Below are 12586 nucleotides of genomic sequence, written 5' to 3'. Positions count from 1 at the left end.
ATCAGACGAGGAATTTCTATTCAAACACTCCTTTTTTATCGTACAAACATGGGATACTGTTGCATCAACTGCTGTACTTCTTCTTTAATCTGGCGGTGTTTCAAGGCATTATCTTTATTTTTCAGAACTTCATCAATCCAATCAACAATGAGATACATCTCTTTTTGTTTGAGTCCACGAGTTGTAATTGCAGGTGTTCCCAAGCGAATTCCAGATGTCACTGCATTAGACTGCTGATCATACGGAATCATATTTTTATTAAGCGTAACTCCCGCATTCTCCAAAATAACTTCTGCTTCCTTTCCTGTGATTCCCTTATTGCTCAAGTCAACAAGCATCAGGTGATTATCAGTTCCACCTGAAACAATGGTATAGCCTCTATCTAAAAATGCCTCTGCCATGGCGCGACTGTTCTTTTGGATTTGTTGAGCATAGCTCGTAAAATCATCCGTCAAGATTTCATTAAAAGCTACTGCTTTTGCTGCTATCGTATGCATCAGCGGTCCGCCTTGATTTCCAGGAAAAACAGCCGAATCTAAAAGAGAGGACATAAGGCGAATTTCTCCTTTTGGGGATTTTAATTTGAGGGGATTTTCAAAATCATGTCCCATTAAAATTACTCCTCCTCTTGGCCCGCGAAGTGTCTTATGCGTTGTTGTTGTTACGATGTGACAGTGTGCAACAGGGTCACTCAATAACCCCTTGGCTATTAATCCTGCAGGATGTGCCATATCCGCCAGTAAAATAGCATTGACACTATCCGCAATGACACGGAATTGCTTATAGTCTATCGCTCTGGAGTACGCACTAGCTCCTGCAATAATCATCTTGGGTTTTTCTTCAAGAGCAATACGTTGAATCGCTTCATAATCCAAGAGCCCTGTTTCTTGATTAACTCCATAAAAAACAGGTTGATACAATTTACCCGAGAAATTAACAGCCGATCCATGGGTAAGATGTCCCCCGTGAGTTAGATCAAATCCGAGAATCTTATCTCCTGGTTGTAAACAAGCAGAGAAAACAGCAAAATTAGCTTGGGAACCCGAGTGAGGTTGGACATTAGCATAGGTTGCACCAAAGATGGTTTTGATACTTTCAATCGCCATATTCTCTACGATATCCACATATTCACATCCTCCATAATACCGTCGCCCTGGATAACCTTCTGCGTATTTGTTCGTTAAAACTGATCCATTGGCACGCAAGACTTCGGGACTAACAAAGTTTTCAGAAGCAATGAGCTCCAAAGACTCTCGTTGTCGCGTCTCTTCTCTTTTAATTAATTCGAATAAAAGTTTGTTGTTGATGTTGTTGTCCATGTTTGTTGTATTAGATTGTAGTTAAACCTCAACAAGTAAAAAATGATGTACTTGTTTTATTTGGTCACAAAAGTACAGGTTAGATGGAGGATGTAAATCACACAGATTAAGAATAGGTAGTAGTCCAGTTTTGTTTATCATCTTCATGCTCACATCAAAAACTTGGTTATCTTTGGCTTGCTTACTTAAACCGAACCAAAAAATGAAAAGAAGATACAACAGTAAAGTCTCTGTTTTAATTGGTATTATCTTTATTGGAACTCCCCTATTGTGTATACTCGCCGCTATTGGGGAAGGAAGTTGGATCAGCTGGCTTGTTGCACTATTTACCACTGCACTGTTGCTTCATTCGTATTTCCAAACCTATTATGAAATTGATGGCAAGCAAGGAACACTGTACATCCAAGGAGGTTTTCTTGTACGTGAAAAAATAGCCCTAAACAACATTCGGAAGATAACCGAATCTAACAGTGTGTTAAGTGCACCCGCCCTATCTATCGATCGCTTGGAGATTCATTATAACAAATATGACAGTCAACTCATTTCTCCTAAAAATAAAAAAGAGTTTATTGCACATATACAGGAGCTCAATCCTGAAATTGAATACGTAGATTAGGTGATCTTTGGCTTTTGATGTTTGGCTTTGGGTCTTTGTTGCGTATTTTTTGGTACAGTGTCAATTTATCTTATTAGCTAGGCATCTACACCCATAACCCGCCTCCCTTACTCCACCTTTTTATTCCGTACGGTCAATTGAAAATCACTTGGTCGTACATTCACCAGCTGTTGGAAGGTATTACTAAAAGCAGCCAGACTAGAATAGCCCACCTCAAAGGCTACTTCGCTTACATTTTTATTGGTTTCCATTAACAGTTCCATTGCTTTAATCATGCGTAACATCTTGAGGTATTGCAAAAAGGAAATGGCTAAGTGCGTTTTGAACAAACGCGTCAACGAACGTACGCTATACCCAAAAGTATCGGCTAAACGGGTTAAAGTCAACGCTTCTCCAACATTCTCATGCATAAACTCCGTGATAGCAATCATCTGTCGATCTTCTGTTGTTGGAAGTTGAATGGAAAAAGGTTGACCCGGATCTTGCATAATATAATGCTTCATCGTCGTAAGGAATTCATACGCCCAGGTAGCAGGTTGAATAATCCCCTTCCACTGTCTAGCATATACCAGCATCTCATACATTAAATGACTCACCGGATAAATACCCAATTCTTGCATAAAATGGTACTGTTGATCTTCCTCCTCTTCGTAAAAATAAATATTCAACAACACAATTTCCGACGTATTCGACTTGACATTATGTACCATTCCCTTGGGAATCCAAACATAGTGTTGAGCGGGAATATAGTATTCTCTCTCCTTCGTTTTCAAATAAGCAATCCCTCCAGATACTAATAAAATTTGACTTTTATTGTGCTTATGTGGAGGAAAGCGATGTTCCAACTGCTCCCGCATAATATAAATACTTTGGGGAAATTGATCAATATCACGTTCAGCGTCTTGTAAGATTTTCATAATGGCTAAAATAAGTAAAATATTGGCTAGTTATATAAAACACTTAGAATCATTCTAATTTAATTTTGTATCAACTAAATGTATGAAGACTATGAAACGAACTAAATACCTCACTTTGCTCTTCCTTTTACCGTTGAGTTATCAATCGATACAAGGACAAGAACATACAATCCAAACCGATGCATTTGACCTTGAAAAAGTATGGCAATATACCGAAGCACAGTACAAAAAACTAGCCATTATTCGTTTACAGGCAACTGAAAAACAAGAAGATATTAAACAGATCGAAAGCAGTCGCTTACCATCAATTAAGCTAGAAGGTAGCTATAGCAAACGGTCGGACATGCCCTTATATAAAGATGGTTTTCTCCATCAACCCACAGTAGTTCCACTACATGCTACGCAATATGGTACCTCTTTATCTGCGGATTTGCTGTTGTATGAAGGCAACCAAAAGAATCGAGCCATTCAAATAGAAAAAGTGGGGCTTCAAACGATCAATACGCAACTTTTAAAATCAACCGCAGAGGCCAAAATAGAGAGCACAAAATTGTTTTATGCGCTAGTGTTGCATCAACATTACAAAGAGCTTGTCATCAAAGAGATCGCTCAAGATGAGAAACAGCTACGTGACATTATCAGTTTATACCAAAACGGAACTATTTTGAAAAGTGACGTATTACGGGCAGAGGTCACCTTGTCCAATCACCAAATGTTGCTCAAAGAGATTGAGAACAACTTAGTTTTACTTCGTCAACAGCTCAATTTGATGATGGGAAGAACTGAAACAGAAATTCTAACTCCCTTGTATCCCGATTTAGACACATTACCAGAATTGGCGTCTTATGACGAAAACTTGAATCAAGCGTTAGAACAAGCCTATGCTCTTCAACTGGCAGATCAACATTTGGAGCAAGGAACTTTAGTACTGAAACAAATACAAGCGCGTATTTTACCCAAACTTTCGCTTTTTGCTGATTATGGTTTTTCCTTTCCTCAAAACAAATCCTATCCATATACACAGGCCTTATATGGCTTAGGTCAAGTAGGATTAAAATTGAGTATTCCGCTATCGAATCTATACCACATTCAGCATCAAAAAAGCAAACAAAAAATATTGATTCAACAACAACAGGTAGAAAAAGAAGAGAAAATCGATCAAATTAAAAATGAACTTCAACGGTATTTTGTTCAATATCAAGAAAGTTTAGACCGCATTGCTTTGGCAGAAAAAACCATCAGCCAAACCACAGAAACACTGCGCATTTTACGCAATAGTTACTTCAATCAACAAGCGTTACTCCTCGACTTACTCGATGCAGAAACACAAGTTTTACAAGCGCAATTTAATCTTACAAGTGCAAAGATTAATGCCAAAATTGAATACTATCAAATCCAAAAAACAATCGGAAATATATAGAAAATCATGAAAAAACATACAACAAAAACAGATCAATTAATCTTGAAAGGCACCCAAATTTTAGCCCTTGTTATCTTGGGGGGCTTAACGCTTTATGGTTTACTTGCAGGGATAGCATATATTCAGTACGAGTCAACCAATGATGCTCAAGTAGAGCAATACGTCAATCCAATAAATAGCAAAGTAAGTGGCTATATTCAGCGTATTTACTTTGATGAGAATCAGTTGGTTCAGGCTGGAGATACTTTGCTTCTTCTCGATCGTCGCGATTATATAGCCAACCAATCTGAAACACAAGCTTCTCTTCAGCAGGCCGAAGCCCAGTTGGAGATTCTAGATTCCAATATTAACACGCTTATGAATCAGGCCCAAGTGACCCAAGAACAGATTAACGTGGCCCAAGCAAAATTAACGCGACAACAACAAGAATATACGCGTTATGCCAATTTACTCGCAGAAGAATCAACTACACAGCAACAGTTTGATAATATCAAAACAGCCCTTGATATTGCACGATCTGAATATCAGGTTGCTCAAAATAGTCATCAAGTAGCCTTAGCTAAGATTGAAGATATCCGAACCCAAAAAAATGCAGCAAGTGCAGAAATTAAAAAGAGAGAAGCATCTTTAGCTAAGGATGAACTCAATTTGGGGTATACTGTTATTCGCGCACCTTATACGGGGCGAATTGGCAAAAAAACGATTCAAGAAGGACAACTAATTCAAGCCGGACAAACGCTTTCCTATATTGTTAATGAGGAAAGTGGCAAATGGATTGTCGCTAATTTTAAAGAAACTCAAATTGGCAAATTCCACGTGGGACAAGTGGCACGTGTAACGCTTGATGCCTTTCCTGATCGCGAATTTCAAGGGATAATCGAATCCATTGCTCCTGCTACAGGTTCTCGTTACTCCCTTTTACCACCAGATAACGCCACAGGAAACTTTGTGCGTATTATTCAGCGTATCCCTGTGAAAATTAAACTAACGGAAGATTTATCCACCCTTGCTAACCTATCCGCAGGAATGAATGCGAATGTTTATATTGATAAATTATGAGACCTATTCCACTCCCAACTTTTAAAACTTGGGTTCCTGATTACCTCATCCGAATTACCATCTTTCTGCTTCTATTTCCCGCTTTAGCCGTCTTTGCGTTTTACTACAGTAACGCCCTTGAAACGATGAGCTACTACGGAATAGAAGCCGCAGATGTACAATATTCTGTGTTGCTGATGTATGGAGCTCTGGTTTGTTTTTTGCCTTTGGACGACCGACTCGTCAAGTACTTCAGTCTCCATCAATACCTTATTTTAGGGGTAACTATCAACGCCATAACCTATATCATTTGTGCCTTAACACGAGATCTAGCTGTATTGCTACTCTGTCGTTTTATTCAAGGTATCGTATGCGCACTATTTTGTAGCATTTGCTTAAACTTGATGTTTCCTCGTTTTCAAGCAGCAAGAGCTCGTGTGTTAGGCTATACTATTTTTTATGGCACGCTGTTGGTATGCGTTCCTCTTTGTGCCATACTGTGTAGCTATATTTTGCAATCGTTCTCTTTCGAATTCTTGTGGTATGTACTTATTTTATGCCAGATACCAGGAACTGTTTTACTGCTATTTACCACAAATAATATACACTTAAAACCACGACTCCCGCTATATCAAGTGGATTGGATTAGTTATATTTACTTTAGCATCATCATTTGTTCCATTGGTTACATCTTTGTGTATGGACAAAAATTTAACTACCTCGAAGATACGCTGATCCAAGGATTAACAGGAATAACACTCGTATCACTGGTACTATTTGTATTGAGACAACAACGCCTCAAACGTCCGTTTATCCATTTAGGTGTATTTCGTTATAAGGATTTTTGCTTGGGCATACTCCTGCTTATGGTGTACTACTTTTTCAAGGGGACAACGGGATTTGCCTATACCTATTTGCAAACAAGCCTTGACGTAGAGTCCATTCACCTAACACCTATCTATATCAGTAATCTCTCAGGAACGTTTCTAGGGTTGCTTATTACCTCGCGTTTATTGCTTCAAGGAACAGCAATCAAACAATTGGTTTTAGGAGGCTTCGGACTTTTACTCATCTATCACATCCAGGTGTACTTTTTGTTTTCGAGTCAAGGGGATCCCAATCACTTCATCCTACCCTTTTTTATTCAAGGGATGGCCTTAGCAGCCCTTCACATTCCGCTCATCGTTTATACTGTAGCTTCCATTCCACCTGCAATTGCAAATGCTGTTTCGTTTTTAGGAATTAGCTTCCGTTTTTTGAGCTTTTCAGTTACAATCGGCTTAACGAACTATTTTCAGCTGTTCAATAAAAGTGTTCATTACAACCGAACAGCAGACTATATTTCTTCGATTAATCCGCTGAATGACCAAACCCTACAGCACTTTCATCAGCAAGTGATCTCCGATGGAAAAGATTCTGCCTTAGGCATGCAGCTAGCTACCAAGCTATACAACAACCATATTATTCAGCAGATTAATGCCCGCGCTTCTATGGATTTTTATAGCTGGGCGATTTTGGGTTTACTGGGTGTTATTCTAGTGGTACTCTTAAGTAAACCAACCAAGAAAATACTCGCCCGATTGAGTAAGAATTTTATTCCTTATTGATTGGGGGGGAGATTGGGTGAGGGTTTGGGGAGATTGGGCGGGGTTTGCTAAAGAATGTTAATCAAACAAAAGCCAAACAACAATCCCCATCTCCCCATCACTACTTACACCTGTACAGAGGCAGGCCCAAACTCCTCAAAAAAGATTGCAGTTTTATCTACTTTTTGTTCTACTAAATACTGATAGTGTTTTTCGATAAATCCTCGTGGACCGCAAATGTAGTATTCTGCCTCATGCGACAGGATATCATCTTCAATTTGTGCTAGTTCTACCCACCCTTTGTAAGTAGTGGTTGAAGATTCATCTGTGCTATCATAAAAAATATGTTGTTTTAAATGAGGATAACCTTTTTCTAATTCTGTCACGCGTTGTTTAAAAGCGTGCACTTCTTCTCCTCTACAACCGTGGATCCATTTCACAGCCGTTTGCTTTTCTCGTTGTGTAATAGATTCCAACATCGCCAATAAAGGTGTTTGCCCTACTCCACCACTAATAAATACTTTAGTTTTTGGAGAATCTTCTTGTAAGACAAAAACACCAGAAGGCGAAGATAAATCAACCAAATCCCCTGGTTGAATAACTTGGTGTAAACGGTTGCTAATTAATCCATCTGGGTGTTCACTTCCACGTTCTCTCTTCACAGAGATGCGATAATACACCCCATTTGGTGCACAAGAAATACTGTACTGTCTTGGTTGTAACAGATTCAATTCGGGTAAAAACATACGCAAACTGATATATTGTCCTGGTTTGAAATCAGCTACAGGCCCTTGATCCGCAGGATAAAGATAAAAAGACGTAATCTCACTCGATTCTACTACTTTTTCTTTCACAACAAACGGTCTCCATCCCGTCCAGCCACCTTTTTCACTTACTTTTTCCTTGTAGATATTCTGCTCGTGACCGCTCATTAAATCAGCTAATTCTTGATAGGCTACTGCCCAAGCCTCAAGTAAATCCGTCGTCGCTAAATCTCCTAATACTTCTTGAATAGAAGCAATTAAATGCTTGCCTACAATAGCGTAATGCTCTGGACGTATGTCCAAACTAACATGTTTATGTCCGATGGAATTTACTACAGGAAACAAAACACTGGGATCATCGATATGCTCCGCATAAGCCAACACCGCCATAGCTAAAGCTGTTTGTTGCTTGTCATTCTGTTGATTTCCTCTGTTGAACACATGTTGTAGTTCAGGATTATACTGGAACATGCGTTGATAAAAATGTTTGGTTAATACTACCCCATGCTCCCTTAGAACAGGAATAGTCGCTTTGACTAATTCTTTTTGATTGGATGTCATGTTTACTTTTTTTATTCAGATAAAAAGAGGTTTTTATCTTCTATTTGCTCATACCTCGAATAGGTTTCTCCTATCCGTTTACAAATAAAAGACAATTAACTCTTTTATTCAAATAAAACACAACTTTATTTTCTACTTCTTTTTTTATTTATTTAGGGTAAATTTTCCTTCAATCAAACCAAGATTGAATTGACCAATAGTAGTTGTTTTCAGCACATGCGCTAAATTGTCTCTAATGTGTTTAAAATCATTATGTAACGGACATGGATTGGTTTCAGAACAGTAGCTCAGTCCCATCGCACAACCCACAAAGAGTTCTTTTCCTTCTACCGCTTCAACAATTTCGGCTAAGGGGCGATTAAAATCCTCTTTTTCGAGATAAAATCCACCATTAGGTCCTTTCGTGGACTGAATAAGACCTTCTCTGCTAAGTTTTTGAAGAATTTTAGCTAAAAAATGTTCAGGAGAATTCACTTCTTGTGCAATTTCCTTAATTCCCGATTTATACCCTTGCTCACTTCGTTTGGCAATGTATAAAACAGCTCGTAATGCATATTCACAAGTTTTTGAAAAAATCCCCATAACTTTTTATCTTGTAGTGTACTCTATATCCCAACAAAGGTATGACAATTCTTCCGCATTCTTGTTATATCCTATAGAATTGCCTTTGTTCTCTGATCTTACTCTTTTAGGTATTTAACCAAGTACTTTGATACCTCTTCATATCCTTGGCGAAAGTAGAAGTCATGCGCTTTTGTTCGTCTATGGTGGCTGTGAAGTTCAATGCGATCACATCCCATTTGTCTCGCCAAAGCTGAAACATACTCCTCCACCGTTTTCCCTATACCTTGGCTTCTCACTGCGGTATCCACAGCAAAATAACTGATACGCATAAAGTCACCTTGTACTGCTAATTGAGGAATGATATGCAAGGAAATAAAGGCTACAATTCGCCCCTCCAGCTCCACGACTAACAGCCTCTCCTGATCCAAACGATTTAATCGCTCAATTTTAGCGGGTAAAAATGCGGCCGTATCAGGATAGCCCATTTGGGTTAACAAATCCGCAATCGCTGTTGCGTCCTCGACTTTCATTTTTCGTATTTGCATCTGTATCACCTTGTTTATTCTTGTTCAAAAGAGCGCAATGTTCCATCTTTTTTAAATTCAATAGCATACCTAAAACGCGCATTGCTAATCGTTCGAGGATACCATCGTACCTGCTTATTTCGCGTAATCACATAAACCATTAAATCAGAAGTGTCTCCTCCTATTTCTTCCACTTTTTCCTTTAGCGCTTTATACACATTATGTGCGTGAGCAAAGGGAATATCATCTAAAGATACGATATCTCTTTCGATTTTATCATGCTTGGAAAGAACTACAGGAGTAGGATTTTTCCAAGCGCCATCCATATAGTAATACTCGTCAATATAGGCGGGATTATCTGGATTTTGAATGCGCAATAACACGCGATAATTATCGTAAAAGTGAATCGACTGATAGACCTTTATTTGTTTATTTTCAAACTGTGGCAAGGCGCGTAAGGCTTCTTCCGCTGCAATCAAATCCTCTGGATGTGCCGCGAAATGTACCTTCTTTTTTGGTTCAACCACCACTTCTTCCTCCAACGGTTCCTGAGCGACCTCCTCCGCTACCTTAGGTGTTTCTACCGCTACTTTACCTGTTTTTGTTTCTTCAATGGATTGCATAAAATCCGCACAAGAGCTCATCCCAACCAATAACAGCAAGAAAACGCTCCATTTTAAACTAGTTCTCTTCATCTTATCCATTATCCATTATTTTAAGTCTGCTTCAAACCTTACTTTCGTCTTATCTTGTGGATCGTAGAAAATGACATCTTCCTTTTGCAAGTGAATCGCTCCTAAATCAATCAACGCTACTATTTTTTTGATTTTCGCCTGTTGCTCCACTCCCCTATCATCCACATAAGCCACAGTAAATTCAACTTCTGGTTGTTCGTTGATATAAGTTCCCGTTTGTTTACGTTGTAATATCTGTGCTAGCGCACGTTTCCCTTTAAACTTCAGTGCCGTACTTGATACACCGATATTCATCTTCTTTAAAATCAAAAATTTAAAAACAAGATAGAAAATTCCACTAAATAGGATTAAAAACAAAGCACTACTCACTAACGGATGCGCAATAGAGAGAAAGCGCCAACCATATCCATTACTTTCCAATTGATACGAAAAAACATAGTAATAGAAAACTCCACCAAGCAAAAGCAACCACAGGATAAAAAAGATAAGATTTACTTTTCCTCTGGTTCCTTCAACAATGACATAGGGTTGTTGGGTAAAGGTGGGATCTACGCGAAGATAAATCGTCTTCCCCTCCGTAAATCGCCGTTGTTCGGGTCGGCTATCTCGTACTTCCATCTTGTATTGAATCGGTTCCTCCTCCAAATTAAGCAAGGCTAAATCCAACGCTTTCACTGCTTCATTTCCTTGAAAAACCACACTGGAACTCGCGTGTACAATACGCGCCTCTAGTCGCTTCCCTTTTTGATTGATTTTGTTGATGTTCCACTTCGATTGAAGCGTGTATCTATAGATAATACGCAATAATACAAGAAAAATTCCCCCCCACAGGATTAGGCTCATACCCAATAAAATCAACGAAGTGGTTGGATTTTCATGCGCTAGATAATGGTTGGGATATTCGCTCCCATAATAAATTATAGCAGGATGAGCAAAAATGAAATACAGGAAAAAAAGTAGCCAAAATAGGCCAAAGAATGTACGCATAGCAGTAATTTTTTGTTGACGTTTTTTCGTGTAAGGTGGTGATGAAGGAGCGCGAAACGCAATACTCGTATTTTCTCTTTCCAAAAATACAATATATTGGAAAATGAGGGTGTATTTTTTTATTTTTTTGTTGGTTGTTCTTTGATTTTTGTTGTTTGTTGGTTGCTCTTTGTGCTTTGTTGTTTGGTTTTCGGCTTTTGGTAAAATTATCTTTTACAAAGAATAATTTTCTTATAAAAGAAGAACTTAAACAACGGTGTGAACCTCACAAAAGTTAAAGACAAAAATGGAGAAAGAAAATCGTAATGAAGTGAAAATCGTAGCATAGCATAAATTCATCGAACATCGAACACCAAACCCTCACCTAATCTCACCAAACCCTCAACAAACCCTCACCAAATCTTACTATTCCACCTCAAAAACCGCTTGAATCGATACACTTGATCCCAACGGCAACGAACTTGCTCCTCCAATATTTCGCGTGTGTTTTCCCTTTTCGTCCAAGACCTCAACAACTAAATCAGATGCAGGATTCATCAATGCCGCGTGTTGAGTATAGGTATCCACCGTATTAAACGCTCCGATTAACTGCACGCAACGTTGTACTTTATTCAAGTCTCCACCTACAGCCTCTTTCAAAATAGCCAAAACATTGAGCATAGTCACTTTTGTTGCTTCCTTTACTTGCTCTTCCGTAACATCCATCCCTAATTTTCCAGGATTGAATATCTTTCCATCCTTCAAGGCTACTTGATTAATAAACACTAAGTTTCCACTGCGTACATACAGTTCGTAATTTCCCACTGGTTTAGGCAATTGGGGTAATTCAATCTTTTTGTCTTTCAACAACTGATCGAAATCAATTGCTGATTCTTGAGTTTGAGTGAGCGGCTCTACACTTCTAATCCCTTTTAATTTCTGAGCAATACGCGCTAGTTTCTCTCCTTGGTTTTGCGCTAATAAACGCTCTTCTTTTGTGGGTCTATTACCTTTGTCAATAGAAGTTGGACTTGTAATTCCCAATACAGAATTACCTTGCGTTTTCGTTCGATCTATGGTTTCAAATCCCTGAATACCGTTAGGAATCAATACCATGCCGTGAACCGATAACGTATTCCAAAACGACTGTAAGGCCAATTCATTGGCTGCACCGCTCCCCCCAGACATAAAGACAGTAGCAGGCATTTCTTCTAAAGCGCGTTGGGTCCATAAATCGATGGTTTGTGTAAAAAAAGCACTCATCCCTGTACTAATGTTTCCAAAGTACACTGGTGATCCAAAGGCAATCCCATCATAGTTCGACAATTCTTCCACTTGAACAAGGGGAATTGAAGCTAATGCGGGATGTTGGCTTTCTTTTACTTTTTTGATGGTTGCTTTAGCACCAGGCCATCGCTCAATACCTTGGGCTATTTCTTTTGCTAAAGTATAAGTTCCTCCTTGATCGGAATCAATAAGAACTAAAAGCTGTGTAGTTGTTTCTTGTGCCATAGAAAATTGAGAAAGTAAAGTTCCTACAAAAGTCAGAATCAGTAGAGATAGATATTTCATTTTTTTACTTTTTTTGATTGATTAGAACAAAGGTACATTTGCTT

The 12586-nt window shown here is 38.7% G+C and carries 12 protein-coding genes; 4 read left to right on the top strand and 8 right to left on the bottom strand.

Annotation, left to right across the window (positions count from 1 at the left end):
- Window positions 1-35: 35 nt before the first annotated feature.
- Window positions 36-1319, bottom strand: a complete 1284-nt coding sequence (gene glyA, locus ACLJX0_RS11405; protein WP_410880586.1) for a serine hydroxymethyltransferase — start codon at window positions 1317-1319, stop codon at window positions 36-38.
- 202 nt (window positions 1320-1521) lie between these two features.
- Here glyA and ACLJX0_RS11400 point away from each other — a divergent pair, with 202 nt between their 5' ends.
- Complete coding sequence (locus ACLJX0_RS11400) at window positions 1522-1935, top strand: PH domain-containing protein (protein WP_410880584.1); 414 nt, start codon at window positions 1522-1524, stop codon at window positions 1933-1935.
- Window positions 1936-2042: 107 nt separating this feature from the next.
- Here ACLJX0_RS11400 and ACLJX0_RS11395 read toward each other — a convergent pair whose 3' ends face one another.
- Entirely contained in the window at window positions 2043-2852 is an 810-nt protein-coding gene (locus ACLJX0_RS11395) for a helix-turn-helix domain-containing protein (protein ID WP_410880582.1), read from the bottom strand.
- Window positions 2853-2943: 91 nt separating this feature from the next.
- Here ACLJX0_RS11395 and ACLJX0_RS11390 point away from each other — a divergent pair, with 91 nt between their 5' ends.
- Genes ACLJX0_RS11390 through ACLJX0_RS11380 form a run of 3 tightly spaced genes read left to right on the top strand, consistent with a single transcriptional unit; the run spans window position 2944 to window position 6917 of the window.
- Window positions 2944-4272 carry a TolC family protein gene (locus tag ACLJX0_RS11390; protein WP_410880580.1) on the top strand — a complete coding sequence of 443 codons (1329 nt, stop codon included), beginning with the start codon at window positions 2944-2946 and terminating at the stop codon, window positions 4270-4272.
- A gap of 6 nt (window positions 4273-4278) precedes the next feature.
- Window positions 4279-5331, top strand: coding sequence for an HlyD family secretion protein (locus tag ACLJX0_RS11385; protein ID WP_410880578.1), 1053 nt, complete (start codon window positions 4279-4281; stop codon window positions 5329-5331).
- Window positions 5328-6917, top strand: a complete 1590-nt coding sequence (locus ACLJX0_RS11380; RefSeq protein WP_410880576.1) for an MFS transporter — start codon at window positions 5328-5330, stop codon at window positions 6915-6917. Before ACLJX0_RS11385 ends, ACLJX0_RS11380 begins: the two co-directional genes overlap by 4 nt.
- A 104-nt stretch (window positions 6918-7021) precedes the next feature.
- Here the strand turns inward: ACLJX0_RS11380 and hmpA are convergent, their stop codons facing one another.
- The 6 genes from hmpA to ACLJX0_RS11350 all read right to left on the bottom strand — a co-directional run bounded on the left by hmpA (window position 7022) and on the right by ACLJX0_RS11350 (window position 12542).
- Window positions 7022-8221 carry an NO-inducible flavohemoprotein gene (gene hmpA / locus ACLJX0_RS11375; RefSeq protein ID WP_410880575.1) on the bottom strand — a complete coding sequence of 400 codons (1200 nt, stop codon included), beginning with the start codon at window positions 8219-8221 and terminating at the stop codon, window positions 7022-7024.
- A 144-nt stretch (window positions 8222-8365) separates the two neighbouring features.
- Window positions 8366-8803: an RrF2 family transcriptional regulator gene (locus ACLJX0_RS11370; RefSeq protein ID WP_410880573.1), complete on the bottom strand. Its 438-nt coding sequence runs from the start codon at window positions 8801-8803 to the stop codon at window positions 8366-8368.
- A gap of 98 nt (window positions 8804-8901) precedes the next feature.
- Entirely contained in the window at window positions 8902-9330 is a 429-nt protein-coding gene (locus tag ACLJX0_RS11365; protein ID WP_410880571.1) for a GNAT family N-acetyltransferase, read from the bottom strand.
- Window positions 9331-9344: 14 nt separating this feature from the next.
- Entirely contained in the window at window positions 9345-10013 is a 669-nt protein-coding gene (locus ACLJX0_RS11360) for a hypothetical protein (protein WP_410880569.1), read from the bottom strand.
- Window positions 10014-10019: 6 nt separating this feature from the next.
- A complete protein-coding gene (locus tag ACLJX0_RS11355; protein ID WP_410880567.1) occupies window positions 10020-10991 on the bottom strand; it encodes a hypothetical protein in 972 nt (323 codons plus the stop codon).
- Between the two features lie 405 nt (window positions 10992-11396).
- A complete protein-coding gene (locus ACLJX0_RS11350) occupies window positions 11397-12542 on the bottom strand; it encodes an Atu1372/SO_1960 family protein (protein WP_410880565.1) in 1146 nt (381 codons plus the stop codon).
- Window positions 12543-12586: the final 44 nt, after the last annotated feature.

This window comes from Myroides sp. DW712 (genome assembly GCF_046557355.1).
Lineage (GTDB): Bacteria > Bacteroidota > Bacteroidia > Flavobacteriales > Flavobacteriaceae > Flavobacterium.
The sequence above is the reverse complement of the archived record's forward strand: the minus strand, read 5'-3'. Positions and strand labels throughout refer to the sequence as shown.

Excerpts from the sequence above, each read along its gene's own strand:
- glyA (WP_410880586.1), bottom strand. The coding sequence starts at position 1,319 with ATGGACAACAACATCAACAACAAACTTTTATTCGAATTAATTAAAAGA.
- ACLJX0_RS11400 (WP_410880584.1), top strand. The coding sequence starts at position 1,522 with ATGAAAAGAAGATACAACAGTAAAGTCTCTGTTTTAATTGGTATTATC.
- ACLJX0_RS11395 (WP_410880582.1), bottom strand. The coding sequence starts at position 2,852 with ATGAAAATCTTACAAGACGCTGAACGTGATATTGATCAATTTCCCCAA.
- ACLJX0_RS11390 (WP_410880580.1), top strand. The coding sequence starts at position 2,944 with ATGAAACGAACTAAATACCTCACTTTGCTCTTCCTTTTACCGTTGAGT.
- ACLJX0_RS11385 (WP_410880578.1), top strand. The coding sequence starts at position 4,279 with ATGAAAAAACATACAACAAAAACAGATCAATTAATCTTGAAAGGCACC.
- ACLJX0_RS11380 (WP_410880576.1), top strand. The coding sequence starts at position 5,328 with ATGAGACCTATTCCACTCCCAACTTTTAAAACTTGGGTTCCTGATTAC.
- hmpA (WP_410880575.1), bottom strand. The coding sequence starts at position 8,221 with ATGACATCCAATCAAAAAGAATTAGTCAAAGCGACTATTCCTGTTCTA.
- ACLJX0_RS11370 (WP_410880573.1), bottom strand. The coding sequence starts at position 8,803 with ATGGGGATTTTTTCAAAAACTTGTGAATATGCATTACGAGCTGTTTTA.
- ACLJX0_RS11365 (WP_410880571.1), bottom strand. The coding sequence starts at position 9,330 with ATGCAAATACGAAAAATGAAAGTCGAGGACGCAACAGCGATTGCGGAT.
- ACLJX0_RS11360 (WP_410880569.1), bottom strand. The coding sequence starts at position 10,013 with ATGGATAAGATGAAGAGAACTAGTTTAAAATGGAGCGTTTTCTTGCTG.
- ACLJX0_RS11355 (WP_410880567.1), bottom strand. The coding sequence starts at position 10,991 with ATGCGTACATTCTTTGGCCTATTTTGGCTACTTTTTTTCCTGTATTTC.
- ACLJX0_RS11350 (WP_410880565.1), bottom strand. The coding sequence starts at position 12,542 with ATGAAATATCTATCTCTACTGATTCTGACTTTTGTAGGAACTTTACTT.